The following is an 18,878-nucleotide window of genomic DNA, read 5'->3' on the forward strand; positions in this document are numbered from 1 at the left end:
GCACGGCTTTTACTCTTGTCTGTTCATCCCTCCCGAAAAGTCGGGACAGGTCCTCTTCAAGGAGAGGGAGAAGGAGTAACAAGCCAACCCAATTTCTTTAACAGGGAGAGGTTTTTGATAACCCCGATTCCGCCCCAAACCACTTTCTTTAACCTCTTCCTCTCTGCGTTACGGCTTTTTACTTCTGTCCTTTGTTTCCCTCTCTCCCGGAGAGGGACTTGTACTGCCAGAACAACAACCACTGTCTTTGTCAGGGAGAGGCTTAATAACCCGGGTTCTGCCCTAAACCCGGCGCTTTATTTAATTCGTTTTGTGCTATTGGAAAAAGATAGTTGTTAGCCGTAAAAACCCTGTTTTCAACCGTAAAGGGCGTATAAGTATAGGTTGTTGCGCCCGTTTTGGCAATACGCATTCCGGTTACCGGTTTATTAAAGGTGGTTTCGCCCTCTTTCCAACGGCGTACATCGTAAAAACGATGTTCTTCGAAACAAAGTTCTACGCGGCGCTCATTATGTATTCTTTTTCTCAGTTCGGACTGTGAAGAAATTACATAACCATTTCCTGCCGGATTGGTAGTTTGTAAAGCGGGCATAGCTACACCTGCTCGATTTCTGATCAAATTTAACAAGCGTAAAATTTCGGTCTGAGCCGCGGTGCCTTGTGCTTCGTTAAGTGCTTCGGCATAGTTTAACAATACTTCTGCGTACCTGAAGAAAATCCACGGGCGACGAACATTGGTTGTGGTTGAAGCCCAGGCGGCATTTTCACTTAAATATTTGCGCATGTAATAACCGGTTTTGGTGGCGTTTACATTCAAGTTCAGCCCATCTTTGCCACCTACAAAAGTTTCTACAGGTTTGCTTTTAAAGGTCGAACCATTGTACATAATGGCGAAATTTAAACGCGGATCGCGGTTGGCGTACGGATTGGTGGCTACATAACCCGAAGCACCATCAGAAATTAATCTGCCTGTTGTCTTCATTTCAAAGGCATCTACCAATTCTTGCGTTGGATTGGTTCTTCCGTTTGCGGCATCGTAACTGACTGGGGCATTGTTCTGCTCAATAGTATTTGTATTTAATGTTTGTGTTGCAAAAATGGTTTCAGAATTGAAGGCGCCATTGTTCCATAACCAAATGTTAGGATAAGAGCTGTAAATGCTGTGCTTTCCGGTGTCCATTAAACGTTTGGCAGCATCTGCAGCAGCTTGCCATTTGGTTAAATCGTTGTTTGGGTTATATTGCGGACTGGCGGCATACAGTAAAAGCCGGGCCTTTAAGGCCATTGCGGCGGTTTGCGTGGCCCTTCCCCTGTGGGCAGTGCTCCATTCAGAAGGCGACAGTGGCAAACGAGAAATCGCCTCTTCACAATCGGCAGAAATTTGCGCTACACATTGATCGAAGGTATTGCGTGGTAAATCCAAATCGTCATCAACAGTTAATGTGCGGGTAACGATAGGGAAACTTCCGTAACGCTTCAATAATTCGAACTGGAAAAATGCCCTTAAAAAATAGGCCTGCCCCTCTAACCGATCTACCTGTGAAGCATAGGTTTGGTTAGCAGGATTATTTGCCGGCAAGGTTTCATCGAGCGGAATAACAGCACTTCCATCAACGTTTTCTAAAAACATATTGGCCTTGCGGATGCCGACGTACATGTCTGCATATACATCATCAAATGTTTTTACCGGGCTCCATGTTCCGTTAGTTATGGTGGTTATCGATGAGTTTTGATTCGAATTTACCGCCTCATCTGATGCGGAGGCAAACATGGCGCCACCGTTATCTACATTGTAGCGATCGGAAAGTACCGAGTAAACGTTGTTGAGGAAATTTCGTGCATAATCGGGGTTTGCCCACAATTGCGCCTGCGTAATATCATTTCCCCCGCTAAAAGATCCATCTTGAAGAAATCCATCTTTTTTACATCCTGCAATTTGTAGTGCTACAAGGGCAAGCGCCAGATAAAATATATTTTTTTTCATTGTTTTCTCTTTTAAAATTTGAGGTTTAACCCGAATGAATAAATTTTCATGTATGGATAAGATGAGTTATAACCAGATTCTGGCAACTCCGGGTCGATAGGCAAATCGCCTAATTTATCGAATGTTAACAAATTCAATCCACTTACATAAAAGCGCAACTGTGCTATTTTTAATCGTTTAATAAACGCTGATGATAGTGAATAGCCGAGCTCAACATTTTTAAGCCTGATATAATCGCCCGAGCGGATCCAAAAATCGGAGTTGGCGGTATTGTTGCCGCGATCGGTTAGCAACAACCGTGGGTATGCTGCACCCGGATTATCTGGCGTCCACCGGTCTACACTAAACTGGTTTAAATAACCGTTGTTGGTGTTTCCGGCATTTACGAGTTGTTGAATACTGATTGAGCGACCGCTTGTACCCTGAAATAAAAAGTTTAAGTCGAAGTTTTTAACGGCAACCGAAGCACCCAAACCAAAATAAGCTTTCGGCACAAAGTTAAAATCGGTTCTAACCCTATCCAGATCATTAATTAAACCGTCGCCGTTTTGATCAACATATTTAATGTCGCCTGGTTTTACATCTCTCGATAGCAATTGTTTTGGTGATGCATCAATCTGTGCCTGATTTTGGAAAATTCCATCAGAGATCAACATCGTGCTGATGTAACCAGCTGCTGTTGTTGCGGTTGCTGCCGGAGAAATTACGCTCGAAATGGGGTGGCCTAATTGTTTTTGATAGGCTGGTAAGTTCGCCGCCTCGTTAATGGCAAGGATTTTACTTACATTATACGTGTAGTTTCCGAAAATGTTGAGGTCTACCGCTCCTATCTTTTTGTTATAGTTGATTCCGGTTTCGAAGCCGCGGTATTCTGCCTCTCCCTCATTTACATAAATTAAGCTCTGTCCCAATAAACTTGGCAAAAGCGATGTTGTGGTTAAGTCTTTTCTATCTTCGTAAAAGTAATCGGCACTGATTGATAACGCTTGTTTAAATAATTTTGCATCAAAGCCCAAACTGGTTTTGTAAGCTTTTTCCCAGGTTAAATATGGGTTTGCCAAAGCCAGTTGACCTGTTCCGCCAACCCCGGTATACGAGGTGCCGAAAGTGTAGCCTGTTGTACTTCTGCTAAAGAAATCGTTAAAGGCAAAACGTCTGGCCGAGCCAATGGCATCGTTGCCCACCAAACCGTACGATCCGCGGATTTTTAAGAAATCTAACCACGTGGTCGATCCCTTCATAAAGCTTTCATCAGATAAGATCCAGCCTGCAGATGCCGCTGGGAAGAAACCGTATCTCCGGCCCGGCGCAAAGTTTTCAGAACCTGAGTAATTGGCGGTCAAATCGACAAAATAGCGCTGCCTAAAGCCGTACGACAGGCGGTTAGACCAGCCTTCTCTACGAATATCTAAATTGCCAAAAGTAGAATAGTTGGCTCTTGAAACACGGGTTGAAAATTTGATGTCGCTTTGTCCAAAGGTTCTGTTATAATCTAAACCTGCCCATAACTCGCTTTTTTTAACATTGCCCGAAAATGCGTTGCCCTGGTAGTTTACCTTGCTTGCGGTACCAAATGACGAGTATGAACCATCGGCGTTTAATACTGAAGTGGCGTAGGTTTCGGCAAAGCCCGAACGGTACAAGCCAGCAATATCATAAGCGTAGAAAACCTCGGCCGATAAGCCTTTCAAAATGCCATCCATTTTTTGGCGGGCACTAATGGTGGCAATCATGTTGCGCATTAAATCGGTACTTGCACCACGTGCCTGCAACATGGCCAACGGGTTGCTCTGTGTAAAAATTGAAGTTCCACCGTAAGAGCCATCGGGATTTAAGATCGGAAAGGCGTTAGCTGGCGTTGAGTAAACGGTGTTTAAAAACGTTCCTGTTCCGGCATTGGGGAAGGTTAAATTGGTAATCCTTCCGCCGATATCCAAGGCTACATCCAAGTTTTTGTTTACGTGCAAATCAAGATTGGTGCGCAGGTTGTACCGGTTAAAATCGGTATTGGCATCGTAAGTTTCGTTATTTCCGCCCTTGTAAAAACCGCCTTGCTGGTAGGCGCTTAATAAAGTATAATATTTAATAAATGCATTTCCGCCGGTTACCGAGGCCACGTAACGCTGAGTTGGCGCCACTTGTTTTGTAAAATCCCTTACAAAATTATTGTTGGGGTATTTAATCGGGTCAGAACCTGTTTGGTAAGCCTGTAACGCCGTTTGATCGTAAACTGCTGTTCCGCCGCTGTTTATCGAAGCTTCATTATATAAGGTTGCGTACGAATAGGCATCCAAGGGTGCAGTTACTTGAAGCGGCGCCTGTAAGCCGGCCTGGGCATCGAACGTAACTTTGGTGCTGGTTGCACTGCCGCGTTTGGTTTTTACATACACTACGCCATTGGCGCCGTACATGCCATACCATGCCAGGGTAGCCGCATCTTTTAAAACACTTACGCTTTCAATTTCGCCCAAATCCATTGCTGTGAAATCTCTTTCAATTCCATCGACCAAAATTAACGGCTCTTGATTGCTGTTGTACGATGATCGGCCTCTGATTAAAAGACTCGATACATCGTAACCCGGTTGCTGCGAGCCGCTGGGGTAAACCGCAAGCCCTGGTAAGCGCCCGGTAAACACATTGGTTAATGATGATGATGGAATTTGAGGCAGGTTTTCGGTGGTAATGGTGCTAATGGTAGCGGTAACTTCCCTTTTTTTGCGCACACCGAACGGAATGTACACGTTATCGTCGTCGCCTGCGTTAATTAAAGCTTTAGTTAACACTACATCGGCTTTGGTTACTTCTCCGGCTGGCTTAAGTACAGTTCCGTAACCCACAAATTTAAACACCAGCACATCGCTCGAAGTGGCTTCGATGGTGAAGCTTCCGTTGGCATCGGTATTAACCGAGCGATTGGTTTTGTCTTCCTGAATAGAAATGGTCACTCCAGGTAACGGTTTTTTATCCTGATCTACAACCTTACCAATTACGGTGAGGTTTTCATCAGGTGTTTGCCCATAAACATTCAGCATTCCTGCCGCCATGAGTAACAGGCAAATCAAATATTTCGATTTTATATATTTCATTTTGAAAAATCTTTTAGCGTGATACGATACAATCAATTATTCCCAACCCGGATTTTGTGTTAATACACCTTTGCTTTTATAAATCTCGGCACGCGGAATCGGGTATAAATTTTGCGCCTCAGTCCACGTTTTTTGAAATGTTGAGCTTAACACAATTGGCGTGTACGTGAAACTTCCGTTTGCATTTTTAAACACATCCATTCCTTTCATTGGCACGGCGATGGTTTGTGCGCCAATTTTCCAGCGCATAATATCGTACCAGCGGTGATCTTCGAAAGCCAGTTCTATGGCACGCTCATGTCTTATTGCCGTTCTCATTTCATCCTGCGTCATGTTGGCTTTCAAGCCGTAAAGATTATTGCTTCCGGGTAAAATGCCTGCCCTTTTGCGGATCGCGATTAACTGATCGTAAACCGATTGATCGGGCCCAACGGCCTCGTTTTGCGCTTCTGCATAATTCAGTATTACTTCGCCATAGCGGAAATAAATGTAGTTTAGCAAAGTTGTACTGCCGCCAACAGTTCGGTAAACCTCTGGCCAGTATTTTTTGCAATAGTAACGTGTGGCGGTATAGGTAATGGTTGGGTTATAATCTTTACCGTAAACCGTTTTGCCATCGGCGGTTAGCGTCGACCACATTTCGATTTTGCCACCTTGCCACGGTCTATCGTTATAAATAATGTTATCGTAAAAACGTGGCTCGCGACCTTCGTATGGTTTTTGTGGATTATAACCTGAAGTTGGATCGCTGATTGGCTTTCCATTAGCCATTTCGTACATATCGACATGGTTCTGCGTTGGGTTCATTTGTCCCTGCGCACCACCAGAGCCGGGCGACATTGAAAAATCCTGCATCATTTCGCCCGAAAGCGGAGTATTTCCCTTAATTCTGATCATGATGTACTCGGGAGACGATGGCAGGTTCAATAAATCGGTGTACGATGGTTGCAATTCGTATCTTCCATCCATTAAAACTTTGGCAGCATCTGCGGCGAGTTGCCATTTCGATTTATCGTTCGAAGGATTATTTAACGGGCTTGCTGCATACAATAAAACCCGTGCTTTTAAGGCCTGTGCTGCGCCGATGGTTGGGCGGCCGTAGTTTGATGGGCCGTAATCGGCGTCAGTGCCTAATTTTGTCAGCGCTACTTCTAAATCTTTAAGAATAAAGTCCGTAACCTCTGCAAACGTGCTGCGTGGCAGGTTAATGTCATCATTTACGCTATACACCTTATCAACAATAGGTACGCCGCCAAACCTTTTGGTCAGTTCAAAATACGATAAGGCTCTTAAAAAGTGCATCTCGCCCTCTACCCTTTTCGGGTCGAAAATTGGCACACTTGCATTCGGAGATGGCGGCACGTCGCCAATTCTGGCCAGCATTTTATTTTGAACGGCAATGCCGGCGTACATCAGTTTCCATACGCCATAAATATCGTTTAACGATGGGCCGTTAGAATGATCGTGATATAAACCCCGATTTAACGACGTTACCGAACCTTCGGAGTTTCCTGAAACTGCCTCATCTGAAGCCTGTGAAGTGCTCCCACGGTGATCGTTAAATCGCACATATTTGGTAATCAGGTAATTGTAAGCGTTATCTGCGAAGCGGGCAGCTAAAGCGGGATCAGCAAAAATTTCATCCTCACTAATCGCAACGCCGGGTGTACGCTCGAGGTAATCTTTTTTACAAGAAAGCGAACAGAGCGTTAAAAGCACGATTGCTGTAAATATTTTGTAGTTTTTCATTTTCTTAGAATTGAACATTTAAACCAAAATTGTAAACCTTCGAAGTTGGATAAAGGGCCTGAAGCGGGAACGCCGTGTTAATGGTATTTACGTTCTCCGGGTCGACATAAAACCGGTACTTGGTCCAGGTGTAAAGGTTCTGGCCTTGCAAAAAGAGGCGAACGTTGCTGAGCTTTATGGCCGACGACCATTGCTTTGGCAGATTCCAGGCCAGCTCAACGTTTCTGATTTTCAAATAAGCAGAATTTTGCAGCGTGAAATCGTTAAGGGCATAGTTTAATGATGCCGTTCCGCGGGCGTGCAAAGCTGGCCAGGTTGCGGTAGCTGCATTTTGAGGTGTCCAGGCGTTGAGCATAAATTCATACATCTGTTGGCCGTTGTTTTGCTCGCTTAAAATTACGTTCGAACTTACGTGGGCCACGCCCTGAAATAATACCGAAAAGGTAAATCCCTTGTAAATAACCCGCGGGCTGAAACTGTACACATATTCGGGCGTGTTGGTATAGCCAATTTTATCCTGATCTAAACTGGTAACCACTCCATCGCCATCTAAATCCTTCATTTTTAAATCGCCGGGAATTGGGCTATAGCCCTGCAATTTTGGCGAAGCGGCAATATCGGCCGCCGATTGATAAAATCCATCGGTTTTATAACCAAAGAACTGGCCAACGCTTGTTCCTTTTCTGGCTGCAGAAAAAGGAAGGCCGTCAGGCTCATCGTTTTCCAAAATCTTGTTTTTGGCATAACTTACCTGCGCATTTAAGCCCACGGTTACACTTCCAATCTGTTTCTGATAATCGAGTTCAACCTCATATCCTTTGTTATATACAATTCCTTTGTTCAGGTTCGGATAAGTGTGACCAAACAGCGCCAGGCCGCTTAGCGATTGGGTTAAAATGTCTCTACGGGTTTCATCAAAGAAATCGACGGTTAACTTTAAATTGTCTTTCAACATTCGGGCCTCAAAACCAATGTTGCGCTTGGTTCCCGTTTCCCAGGTTACCTTGTCGTTACCTAAATCGTTGCCGTTTGCACCAAAAAACTGAGGGTCTCTGATTAACAAAGTTGGATAATTGGTAATTGAAAGTGGGTTACCGAAAGGTGCAGTTTGCCCCCCGGCGGTTGTTGTGGTATAGGTAGAATAATTCGTTAGGAACAAGAAACGACTTTCCGAAATCCTGTCGTTACCCACCAAACCGTAGCTACCTCTAACCTTAAAGTAGGTTAAAATGTTGTTCTTTTTCCAAAAAGCCTCGTTTGTTAAGGTCCATCCTGCCGACACCGCCGGGAAGAAACCATAACGCAAACCTGCCGCAAAATTCTCCGATCCATTGTATGAGGCGTTGAATTCTGCAAAATAACGCTCACCATAATTATAAGTAACACGACTGGCAATACCTTGCGATGCTCTTGGCGGCGCAGTAAACGCTGTTGTACCTGTAGATTTGATCAACTGCCTTGTACCCAAAAGCAAAGCGCCCACGTTGTGTTTACCAAAATCGCGGTTGTAATCAAAACCAACCTGTAAGTTCATGTTTGTACTTCCCTCGGTTACGCCGCCGTTCTGCACAGCGCCCAAAGGTTCATCACGGTTACGGGTATCGGTTGATAATGTGGCCTGGCCAGTTGCAGGATTATATACATAAGCAGCCCAGTTGGCGTTTCTGCGCTCAATGTTGTTGTAATAAGAATCGTAACCGAATACGGTTTTAAAGCCCAATCCTTTGGTAATAAAGCCAAGCTTATAATTTAAGTTAAAGGTACTTTCGATGGTGTTGTTGTCATCGTTACGGGTTCCAAAGCGGGTTAACACCGCGTAAGGATTCCAGATATTGGTACCAATATTCGGGTTTGCGGTAATCCGTCCATCCGGCAGCGTTACCGGATAAGCATACGCAGGCACCTGAAGAATACGAGAAATCATCCCCTCAATGGTATCGTAAGAGAAAGCAGATGATGATAACAAGCCGGCTGGCTGATAACGGTTGGCAAAGCGCCCGCCCAGTTTAATGCCTACGGTGAAATCCTTGTTCAAGTTTAAATCGATGTTTGAACGGAAATTATAACGGTTATAATTCGGTACCGTGTTTATTCCATACGGCGAATCGAACTTTTTGAAAATTCCATCCTGAAAGGCATAACCCGCCGAAACAAAGTATTTGGCTATTTTTGTACCGCCGCTGATGTTGATGTTATGTTGCGTTTGGCTGTAATATTTTTTGGTCAGATAATCGAACCATTGTACATCGGGATAACCAATCGGATCTGATTTATCGCGAAACTTCTGAATGTCACTATCAGAGAAAAACGGCTGTTTTCCGTCGTTGATATACGATTGATTGAGCAATGTAGCGTTCTCTAACGCAGGCAACCCAACGGCAAGCCCGGTATAGGTTTGCAGTGCATAATTTCCGGTATAGGTAACTCTCGGCGCACCAATTTTACCCTGCTTTGTAGTAATTACGATAATTCCGTTTGCGCCACGAATACCATAAATGGCAGTTGAGGCGGCATCTTTTAACACGGTAATGGTTTCGATCTCGTTGGCGTCAACGTCAGAAAAGCTCGGTCTTTCTACCCCATCTACCACAACAATGGCCGCATTATTTGCGCCATACGTAGCTACCCCCCTCACTTTTAGCTGTGCACCATCGGCACCCGGCTGGCCACTGGTTTGCGTAGCTAGTAAACCCGGCAACCTACCAACTAAACTGTTTGTTGGGTTGGGCGTTGGCGATTTCATAATCTCCTCGCTACTAATCTGAGCAATTGCCCCGGTCAGGGTCGATTTCTTTTGCGCACCATAACCCACAACCACCACTTCATCAAGCCCTTGCGAGTCATCGTCGAGCACAACGGTTACAGTGCTTTTGCCGGCAACGGCAACTTCTTTAGTTACATAACCAATATAGGTAAAGGTTAAGGTGCTGTTATCGGCAGCCCTGATCGAGAACTTTCCATCGTTATCTGTAACGGCGCCAACGGCCGTCCCCTTTACGCGAACGCTAACGCCCGGCAAGGTAATTCCCTTACTATCTTTTACCGTACCTGTAATTGTCGATTGCGCAAAGGCAGAAAAGGTAATGAATAAAAGGAAGGTTAACGAATACAGGATCTTTGACCGCTTAACCTTTAAGAGTGCGGCGTATGGAAAATCCTGCTTCAACATGTAAAGTTTATCCATAATTTTAAAAAAATATATTCAGTTAAAAGTTTAATGCGTAGTTAAAAAGATTGCGATCATTTGTACGGCGGATGAACCATTCGAAATGGGCAAAATTCTGTATTATCTTGCGGTTTGGAGCGCAACATCAAAGACAAAAAAAATTGAATTTAAGAATCGTAAAAATGATACGATTTTACCGTAGAAACGTAATATTCTGGATACAGAAAAACGCTTAGTGACTTAACAAGATCTGTTTCGTAAAACATGGAATTTCGTAAATCGGGATGTGCAGGTAATGATTTCATCATATTAATTTGGTTAGCATATGTTAGGGAAAACGAATTTAGGAAAGCTAAATACATAAAATCGTTTTAAAATAGCTTAAAACAGCACAAATCGACCTGAAACTACATTTCAAACGTTTGAAATAATTGCGTTTTTTTTCTTATCTATGCATTGAGATTGGAAAAGATGAAGAATAACACGCCCATTACCCTTAAATTTCTTGCTGAGAAGTTAAAGATGTCGGTATCAACGGTATCAAAGGCATTAAATAACTATCCCACCATTAACGAGTACACAAAGAAACGTGTTCAGGAAATGGCCAGGGATTTACATTTTACCCCAAATAAATCGGCCATAAATCTGAAGGAAAAAAAATCGCGGATTATTGGTATCATCTTACCAAATCTTTTGGATCATTTTTTTACGCGGAGCATTTACGGCGTAGAGCAGTTTGCCACCCAAAATGGGTATAATATTATCATCAGTCAAACGCACGATGACTTGCAAAAAGAAATTCAATCGGCCAATATGCTGCTCCGAAGTCGCGTGGATGGCTTAATCGTAGCCATTTCAAAGCACACACAAGATTTCTCGCACCTCGATCAGTTCGAAAACATGGGCATTCCGGTGGTTTATTATACCCGAAACCCGAGCTTTAACCTCAACTGCCACAAGGTGTTGGGCAACACTTTTCAGGGTTGTTACCAGGCAACAAAATTCCTGATCGACCGCGGACACCAGAAAATCGCGTATCTGGGCGGCCCAAAAATGATCAATTTTACGCACGACCGCTTTAATGGTTATATCAACGCATTGAAAGATAACAATGTACCTTTCTCTTCGGAACTGGTTGCTTACACCGATTTTGATAAGGAAAATACCATTTCGGCTATAAAAAACCTGTTCGCAAACGAAGATCAAAATCCCACAGCGCTGGTTGCTTTTAAAGAACCGATATTATTCGATGCCATTAAATACCTTAAATCGATCAATTACCCTAAGTTTAGCGACATTGAGTGCATCGGTTTTGGCAATACTTCTTTTATCAGCTATCTCGATTCTCCGCCCATCGCTTCCATAGAGGAAAACCCCGAATCGGTTGGCGAAAACGCCATGAGGCTACTGTTGCAATTAATTAATAAAGAAATACAAATAGAAGATTATCAAAAGGTAATGGTGGATTGTAAGTTGGTGGTGCATTAGTTCATTGATTCATTTGAAGTCATCCGATGAATATCGGCACGCTGTACATATTCATCGGATGACTTAATTGTGAATTGGTAATTGTGAATTGGTTCATTAGTTCACTGAAGTCATCCGATGAATATCGGCATGCTGTACATATTCATCGGATGACTTAATTGTGAATTGATAATTGTGAATTGGTTTATTAGTTCATTTGAAGTCATCCGATGAATATCGGCATGCTGTACATATTCATCGGATGACTTAATTGTGAATTGGTTCATTAGTTCATTTCGCTATACTACCATTGACGTTTCGTCTTTGCGAGATCGATTTTTTATCGATTGAAGCAATCTCATTAGCAACTTTATTGCAGAATAGATTGCTTCCCCGAAAGGTCGGGACAGGCTGTGCCTCGCTACAAAGTAGCCCCTTTGGGGCAATGACGACCGCTTTAAAAACGTCATTCATATTGATTTTTATGCAATAAATTAAAACTCAGGATGACAGCGTTACATTTCATCAACTGCGAACTGAAAACTGCTAACTGAAAACTGCTAACTGCCAACTGAATCATTCGTTTTTACTTTCTCATTACTCAAATTAGCTGTAACTTGCACACTTAATGGCACTTTATTTCACCTCTATAAATTCGGGCAGTAATGGCAATTGTTACTATGTGGGTAACGATAATGAAGCTATTTTGGTAGATGTTGGGCTTACCTGCAAAGAGGTAGAAAAGCGGATGGCCAGACTTGGCTTACCCATTGCGAAGGTTAAGGCTATTTTTATCTCTCACGAGCACAGCGATCACATTAAAGGACTGGCTGTTTTTGCCAAAAAGTATCAGCTACCCGTTTACATCAGCGCAGCTACGCTTAAAAGCAGCAGGCTTCTTTTAAGCGAACACCTGATTTATGATTTAGCCCATAGTCAGAACATACAAGTCGGGGCCCTGCAAATTACGGCCTTTTCGAAGTTTCATGATGCGGCCGATCCGTATTCGTTTACCGTAGAGCACAGCGGTGTGCGGGTTGGGGTTTTTACCGACATTGGCTCGGTTTGCGATCGCTTAATTACACACTTTAAAAGATGCCATGCCGCATTTTTGGAGGCCAATTACGATTCGGACATGCTATCAAACGGGCGTTACCCCTATTTTTTAAAAAGACGGATTATGGGCGGCCACGGACATTTGAGCAATGCACAAGCATTAGCACTGTTTTTAAACCACCGACCGGAGTATATGACCCACTTATTGCTTAGTCACTTATCAAAAGACAATAACGACCCCGTTTTAGTCGAAAATCTATTTAAACAGGTAGCTGGCGAAACGCTGATTAAGGTGGCCTCGAGGTTTGAAGAAACTGAAGTGTATTTTGTAAGCGCCAGTGTTGAAGCCAGTGTAGCTTATCATTTTAATCCGAGCGCATACCAACCAGAACAATTAAACCTGTTTTAATTAAAAAAAATCTTTCCCCGTCGAAACTTTTTTTCTCGTAGTTGGTTTATATCTATACTTCATAAATAGTTTGTTTGGTTTATTTGGGGCTTATGGATTTAGGCCCCTTTCTTTTTGCCTGTTTTTTTGTGCGGCAGCCTTAAACAAAGAATGGGCAAAGGATGTATCGCCTGTGCTAAAAAGCCCAACGCAACTCACCAATGCCCATTCGTGCATCACAAAAGATGCAATTAATAACTAAAGATTTTTTACAAGTGCTGCATCTAACGGTTTTGTTTTAGAGCGGAAACGGTGCACCAACTCCCCTTTTTCGTTGATCAAAAACTTCTCAAAATTCCATTTAATGTCGCCCTGCTCCTCTGTATTCGTTTGCGTAGTAAGGTATTTAAACAGCGGGCTGATGTCGTCGCCTTTAACGCTGCTTTTTTCGGCCATCATAAACGAAACGTTATACTTTCCAGTACAAAATTCCTTAATCTCCGTATTTGTCGAAAATTCTTGTCCGCCGAAATTTCCTGCCGGGAAGCCAATAACCACCACCTTTTTACCATATTGCTTATGCAATTTCTCTAAATCTTCGTATTGCGGGGTAAAACCACATTTAGAAGCTGTATTCACAATCAGGATTTTTTTGCCCTTAAATTTCGATAATTTGACTTCTTTGCCATCAATTGTTTTGAAGCTGAAATCGTAAACATTTTTTGGGGGCGCAGTTACCAAAAAGTTCAATAGGATAAGGATTGTGTTTATCATTTTTTTAATTTTTATATACGAAGATAGCTACAAATAGTTTTCACTTGTGTGGTTTTGGTGTAAATTAAAATAAAAACAATCACTTTTAAAGCCATTTCGAAATCTCATTGTTCAGTAAAACATCAAAAAATCCATAAAAATCTATTCAGGTTTGGATTTATCCTTTAATTATAGCTTTATTTGCACAAAATCGTATTTCATGGCCAAAAACTTATTAATCGTCGAATCACCCGCAAAAGCTAAAACTATAGAAGGATATCTCGGAAAGGATTTTCTGGTAAAATCTAGTTATGGCCATATTCGTGATTTGGCAAAGGGTGATATGGCTATCGACATTGAAAACGATTTCGCACAGAAATACGAGGTTCCGGCCGATAAGAAAGCGCTGGTTGCCGAGCTCAAAAAACTTGCCAAGGCAGCCGAAATGGTATGGCTCGCATCCGATGAGGACCGTGAGGGTGAAGCCATTTCGTGGCACTTGTTCGAAACTTTAGGGCTTAAGCAGGAAAAAACAAAAAGAATCGTTTTTCACGAAATTACCAAGCCGGCTATATTAAAGGCAATAGATAGCCCGCGCACCATAGATTATAATCTCGTAAATGCACAACAGGCACGTCGTGTGTTAGATAGGTTGGTTGGCTTTGAGCTTTCTCCTGTTTTATGGAAAAAAGTAAAACCCTCTCTTTCTGCCGGCCGCGTTCAATCGGTTGCCGTACGTTTAATTGTAGATAGAGAAAGAGAAGTACAACATTTTAACGCCACTGCTGCCTACAAAATTACCGCTCAGTTTACCACAGGTAAGGGTAAAGAAACCGTAAAGGCCGAGTTGCCGCAACGTTTCGAAAGCGAGGCTGATGCTGAAAAATATTTGAAAGACTGTTTAAATGCCAGATTTGACATTACCAGTCTAGAAACCAAACCCGCAAAACGCAATCCCGCTGCACCCTTCACCACCTCTACACTACAGCAGGAAGCATCGAGAAAATTAGGTTTTTCTGTAGCCCGAACCATGCAGGTTGCCCAACGCTTATACGAAGCCGGAAAGATTACATACATGAGGACCGACTCTGTTAATTTATCAGAAACGGCCTTAAATGCTGCCGCTGCCGAAATTAAATCTGCTTACGGCAACCAATACCACCAGCAACGGGTTTACAAAACCAAGTCGGCAGGTGCCCAAGAAGCGCACGAGGCAATACGACCAACTTATTTCGATAAGCATAGTGTTGACGGCGATATTTCGGAAAAACGCTTGTACGATTTAATCTGGAAACGCTCCATTGCATCGCAAATGAGCGAAGCCCTGTTCGAAAAAACAACTGCTCAAATCACGGCATCAACCCGAAAAGAATATCTTGTGGCCGAGGGTGAGGTATTGAAATTTGATGGTTTCTTAAAGGTTTATTTAGAATCGACAGATGATGAAGACAGCGATGATAAAGAAAGCAGCTCCATTTTACCGCCATTAGCCAAAGGGCAAGAATTATTTTTAAAAGAAATGCAGGCTACCGAGCGCTTTTCTCGTCCGCCGGCAAGATATACCGAGGCTAGCCTGGTTAAAAAACTCGAAGAATTAGGTATTGGTCGTCCATCAACATACGCTCCAACCATATCAACCGTTCAAAATCGTGGTTATGTAGTTAAAGAAGATCGCGATGGCAAGCAACGAAACTATACCTCTTTTGTGTTAGCTGATGGCAATGTAAAAAAGGAAATAAAAAGCGAAATTACCGGTGCCGAAAAGTCTAAGCTCTTCCCTACTGATATTGGCGAAGTGGTAAACGATTTCCTGGTAGAACATTTTAAGGGAATTGTCGATTTTAATTTCACCGCCAAAGTAGAAAAAGAATTTGATGAGATTGCGCAGGGCCTGCAAGAGTGGACCAAAATGTTGCACTCGTTTTATAACCCGTTCCATTCGGAAGTTGAAACCACCCTCGAAAATGCTGAGCGTGCTACCGGCGAACGTTTGTTAGGAACGGATCCGGCAAGCGGAAAAAACGTGTATACCAAGGTTGGTAAGTTTGGGCCGCTGGTTCAAATCGGCGAGCTCGACGAAGAAGAAAAGCCGACCTACGCCAGTTTAATGCGCAACCAATCGGTAGCAACCATTACTTTAGAAGAAGCGCTCGAACTATTTAAGCTGCCGTTTTCGCTGCCCGATTTTGAAGGCAAGGAAGTGCTTGTAGGTGTGGGCCGCTTTGGTCCTTACGTTAAATGGGGCGAAACATTTATCTCGCTGCCTAAAAATGAAGATCCGCTTTCGGTAACCTACGAGCGTGCGGGGCAGATTATTCAGGAAAAAATGGACGCTGATGCGCCTATTGCCTATTACGAGGGCTTAGGGGTAACCAAAGGAAAAGGCCGCTTCGGCCCGTTTATAAAATGGAACGACTTGTTTATCAATGTGCCCGCAAAGGGATATGATTTCGAAAATCTGTCGCAAGCCGATATCGATGCTTTGATTAGTAAAAAGGTTGAAAAAGAAGCCAATCGCTACATTAAAACCTGGGATGAAGAGAAAATCTCGATCGAAAATGGCAGATGGGGACCGTTTATCCGTTTCGGAAAACTGATGCTTAAACTCAGAAACAATGAAGCAACAAAACAGAAATACACTGCAGAAGAATTGGCCGATGTGGATTTGGAGGTGATTAAGAAAATGATTGTTGAGCAAGTGCCAAATGCTTTCGAGAAAAAGAAAAAAGCACCCGCGAAGAAGAAAGCTGTAGCGAAGAAGAAGTAAATGGAGTTCGGAGTTGACAGTTTTGAGTTGGGAGTTTTCAGTTGACAGTTTACAGTTTTCAGTTGGCAATTAACCGATTAAGCAGTAAAACAATTTAACAATAAAGCTATTAAACAATTAACCCATTCAATAATTTGATCATTCACTCATTCAATCATTTACTCATTCAATAATTCAATAATTACAACATTGAAAGCAGATTTACCAGAAAATACAGTTGAGGATATAGCGATGGCCGTCGTATTGATGGGCGAAACGCCAGAGGTAAAAAACTGGACGGTGTATTTGATCAACCTTAAGAACGAGCCAATTACGAATGTACTAATCAGTTCGAAAGGCTATGGAGAGAAAGATGGCAAGCCAGTGAAAACATCGGTATTGAGGCATTTTATTGGCGATATGAATGCAAATGATTTTAAAGGCGTTGAAGCGATAGATCCGGAGGTTTTTGGTTTAACAAACGAATATTGGTTAAGCTACTATATCGGATCGACGATTTACGACAAAAAATTCATCTTCCTACCAGAAAGTATAATCGATACCAATTTAATAAAAATCCCGCTGGTTAACCGGCCGGGTGTGATGATAAAATAGTTTATTGGTTCATTGGTTCATTTGGCAGGGTTGTGCATTTGAACCCTAGATTATGGACTAACCACTAAGGACTTAAATTATAGGCCAAAAGTCATTAGTTTAGATTAAGTGAGTTAAAATTCTGTATTATTCCAAGGATAAACATTTATTTTATTACTTCTTAACTGTTTTTCATTTCCTGCATATATAATCTGGCCGCCTGTGCTATCTGTTAATTTATTCCAAAACGCAATGCCCTTAAAATAATCGTTATTAATAGTTTTACCTGCTTTAATTTCAATCGGGTATAGTGCCCCGGCCTCGTCGACTAAAATGTCGATTTCATTTCCAACATTATCCCTCCAAAAAAATAAATTATCACTTAAGCCAGAGTTAAATCTGGTTTTTAGCATTTCTACAACAATCATATTTTCAAAAAGGCTTCCTTTCACCGGATGTGTATCGAGTTGAGATTCATTTTGTATGCCAAGCAATGCTGCAGCCAATCCACTATCATAGAAATACAATTTAGGCATTTTAACAACCCTTTTATTAAAGTTTCGGTGGTGAGGCTTCAACAGGTAAACAACAAAACTACTTTCTAAAATACTAATCCACGAAGCTATTGTTTTACTATCTACCCCTACTTCTATTCCTAAACTGTTCATATTTAACAGTTGCCCCACCCTACCAGCGCATAACCTTAGAAACCGTTCAAACAGAGACAGATTTATGATATTCTTAATTTGCCTGACATCTTTTTCTAAATAAGTATTGATATAGTTTTGATGCCATTTATAAGGGGGGATATTTTGGTCATAAATTGGTGGGTATCCACCCTTAATCAGAAAGTTATTTACATTATCAGGGATAATATCTGCGGCTTTCAACTCTGAAACTGAAAACGGTAAAAGTTTTATGTAAGCAATTCTACCGGCTAAGCTTTGAACAATGCTTTCTTGTAACAAAAAATTATTGGAACCTGTTATAATAAATTTTCCCGTTGTTGACGATTCATCAAGAATTTGTTGCAGATAGGAAAATAGTTGAGGTGTTTTTTGTGCTTCATCTAAAATTGCTCCGTCAGGAAATTGGCTCAAAAACCCACGAGGATCATCTTGAGCAAATAATCGAGTATCAGGATTCTCTAAGGAAACATAAGGCTTATTTGGAAAGGCATTTCTTGTTAATGTTGTTTTGCCCGATTGACGAGGGCCAATAACTGCTACGGCCTTAAATTGATCACATAATGCTAATAATTCTTTTTTGGCTATCCTATCAATCATATGCAATATTACAACTTAGGAATTGAATTCCGAAATTGTAAGGAATCAGCAATGATGTTCTGCACCCACAACTCCTCACTCCAAACTCCTCACTCCAAACTCAATACTCCAAACTCCCTAAGGCACCTTAACCGCCTGCCGACCGAGCAGCTTCCAGCCTGCCTTTTCTTTGCTCCAAACCAATAAAATCTGCAATTTAACCGTTCCCGGAACATTTTTATCGTTCGTTTTTGCATTTAACATATGGCGAACCAAAGCGGTTTTATTTTGAACAATTACCGTTTGATCGGTTAAATTAATATTTACAAAATCAGATTCTCCAGACAATAGCGAATGCATAAATTCTTGCTTCGTTTGCACCTTCCCGCTCGAGTGTCCGTAACTCAAATCATTTAAAATCAGTTTATTCAAAGCCACACTATCCGGTGTCACCATTAAGGCGGTCAACGCTTTAACGGCCGCTTCTACTTCAGTCTTTTGTCCGAACGATAGGTTTGAGGCCAATATCAAACTCGAGAAAATTAACAGTTTCTTAATTATCATATCAAAAATTGGGTTGATATTGTAAACATATCTAAATCGGAGTTAAGGAACAAATCGAAA

At 42.2% G+C, this 18,878-nt stretch carries 12 protein-coding genes; 4 read left to right on the forward strand and 8 right to left on the reverse strand.

The features are described from left to right. Nucleotides 1–262: 262 nt before the first annotated feature. From IZT61_RS03470 to IZT61_RS03490, 5 genes are all read right to left on the reverse strand, one after another. The gene (locus IZT61_RS03470; RefSeq protein WP_196099806.1) at nt 263–1,984 is read right to left on the reverse strand and encodes a RagB/SusD family nutrient uptake outer membrane protein; all 1,722 of its coding nucleotides are present in this window, start codon (nt 1,982–1,984) and stop codon (nt 263–265) included. Between the two features lie 11 nt (nt 1,985–1,995). Further along, the gene (locus IZT61_RS03475; protein WP_196099807.1) at nt 1,996–5,070 is read right to left on the reverse strand and encodes a SusC/RagA family TonB-linked outer membrane protein; all 3,075 of its coding nucleotides are present in this window, start codon (nt 5,068–5,070) and stop codon (nt 1,996–1,998) included. 36 nt (nt 5,071–5,106) lie between these two features. Then, nucleotides 5,107–6,819: a RagB/SusD family nutrient uptake outer membrane protein gene (locus tag IZT61_RS03480; protein ID WP_196099808.1), complete on the reverse strand. Its 1,713-nt coding sequence runs from the start codon at nt 6,817–6,819 to the stop codon at nt 5,107–5,109. Between the two features lie 4 nt (nt 6,820–6,823). Beyond that, nucleotides 6,824–10,003 (reverse strand): SusC/RagA family TonB-linked outer membrane protein, encoded by a 3,180-nt coding sequence (locus IZT61_RS03485; RefSeq protein WP_196099809.1) that lies wholly within the window; start codon nt 10,001–10,003, stop codon nt 6,824–6,826. Nucleotides 10,004–10,152: 149 nt separating this feature from the next. Continuing rightward, nucleotides 10,153–10,293, reverse strand: coding sequence for a hypothetical protein (locus tag IZT61_RS03490; RefSeq protein ID WP_196099810.1), 141 nt, complete (start codon nt 10,291–10,293; stop codon nt 10,153–10,155). 163 nt (nt 10,294–10,456) lie between these two features. Here IZT61_RS03490 and IZT61_RS03495 point away from each other — a divergent pair, with 163 nt between their 5' ends. Further along, nucleotides 10,457–11,473, forward strand: a complete 1,017-nt coding sequence (locus tag IZT61_RS03495) for a LacI family DNA-binding transcriptional regulator (RefSeq protein WP_196099811.1) — start codon at nt 10,457–10,459, stop codon at nt 11,471–11,473. A gap of 607 nt (nt 11,474–12,080) precedes the next feature. Then, nucleotides 12,081–12,917, forward strand: a complete 837-nt coding sequence (locus tag IZT61_RS03500; RefSeq protein WP_196099812.1) for an MBL fold metallo-hydrolase — start codon at nt 12,081–12,083, stop codon at nt 12,915–12,917. A gap of 237 nt (nt 12,918–13,154) precedes the next feature. On the opposite strand, the gene IZT61_RS03505 is transcribed toward IZT61_RS03500, so the two are convergent. After that, nucleotides 13,155–13,670, reverse strand: coding sequence for a glutathione peroxidase (locus IZT61_RS03505; protein WP_196099813.1), 516 nt, complete (start codon nt 13,668–13,670; stop codon nt 13,155–13,157). 199 nt (nt 13,671–13,869) lie between these two features. Here IZT61_RS03505 and topA point away from each other — a divergent pair, with 199 nt between their 5' ends. Next, complete coding sequence (gene topA / locus IZT61_RS03510; protein WP_196099814.1) at nt 13,870–16,416, forward strand: type I DNA topoisomerase; 2,547 nt, start codon at nt 13,870–13,872, stop codon at nt 16,414–16,416. Between the two features lie 189 nt (nt 16,417–16,605). After that, complete coding sequence (locus tag IZT61_RS03515) at nt 16,606–17,010, forward strand: hypothetical protein (protein ID WP_196099815.1); 405 nt, start codon at nt 16,606–16,608, stop codon at nt 17,008–17,010. 113 nt (nt 17,011–17,123) lie between these two features. Here IZT61_RS03515 and IZT61_RS03520 read toward each other — a convergent pair whose 3' ends face one another. Both IZT61_RS03520 and IZT61_RS03525 read right to left on the reverse strand, forming a co-directional pair. After that, nucleotides 17,124–18,275 carry an ATP-binding protein gene (locus tag IZT61_RS03520; protein WP_196099816.1) on the reverse strand — a complete coding sequence of 384 codons (1,152 nt, stop codon included), beginning with the start codon at nt 18,273–18,275 and terminating at the stop codon, nt 17,124–17,126. A gap of 117 nt (nt 18,276–18,392) precedes the next feature. Then, a complete protein-coding gene (locus IZT61_RS03525; protein ID WP_196099817.1) occupies nt 18,393–18,818 on the reverse strand; it encodes a nuclear transport factor 2 family protein in 426 nt (141 codons plus the stop codon). Nucleotides 18,819–18,878: the final 60 nt, after the last annotated feature.

Origin of the sequence: Pedobacter endophyticus, from assembly GCF_015679185.1 — a bacterium.
Classification (GTDB): Bacteria; Bacteroidota; Bacteroidia; order Sphingobacteriales; family Sphingobacteriaceae; genus Pedobacter; species Pedobacter endophyticus.

Coding starts and splice junctions, on each gene's coding strand:
- IZT61_RS03485 (WP_196099809.1), bottom strand. CDS start 10,003: ATGGATAAACTTTACATGTTGAAGCAGGATTTTCCATACGCCGCACTC.
- IZT61_RS03495 (WP_196099811.1), top strand. CDS start 10,457: ATGAAGAATAACACGCCCATTACCCTTAAATTTCTTGCTGAGAAGTTA.
- IZT61_RS03500 (WP_196099812.1), top strand. CDS start 12,081: ATGGCACTTTATTTCACCTCTATAAATTCGGGCAGTAATGGCAATTGT.
- IZT61_RS03470 (WP_196099806.1), bottom strand. CDS start 1,984: ATGAAAAAAAATATATTTTATCTGGCGCTTGCCCTTGTAGCACTACAA.
- IZT61_RS03520 (WP_196099816.1), bottom strand. CDS start 18,275: ATGATTGATAGGATAGCCAAAAAAGAATTATTAGCATTATGTGATCAA.
- IZT61_RS03525 (WP_196099817.1), bottom strand. CDS start 18,818: ATGATAATTAAGAAACTGTTAATTTTCTCGAGTTTGATATTGGCCTCA.
- topA (WP_196099814.1), top strand. CDS start 13,870: ATGGCCAAAAACTTATTAATCGTCGAATCACCCGCAAAAGCTAAAACT.
- IZT61_RS03505 (WP_196099813.1), bottom strand. CDS start 13,670: ATGATAAACACAATCCTTATCCTATTGAACTTTTTGGTAACTGCGCCC.
- IZT61_RS03480 (WP_196099808.1), bottom strand. CDS start 6,819: ATGAAAAACTACAAAATATTTACAGCAATCGTGCTTTTAACGCTCTGT.
- IZT61_RS03490 (WP_196099810.1), bottom strand. CDS start 10,293: ATGATGAAATCATTACCTGCACATCCCGATTTACGAAATTCCATGTTT.
- IZT61_RS03475 (WP_196099807.1), bottom strand. CDS start 5,070: ATGAAATATATAAAATCGAAATATTTGATTTGCCTGTTACTCATGGCG.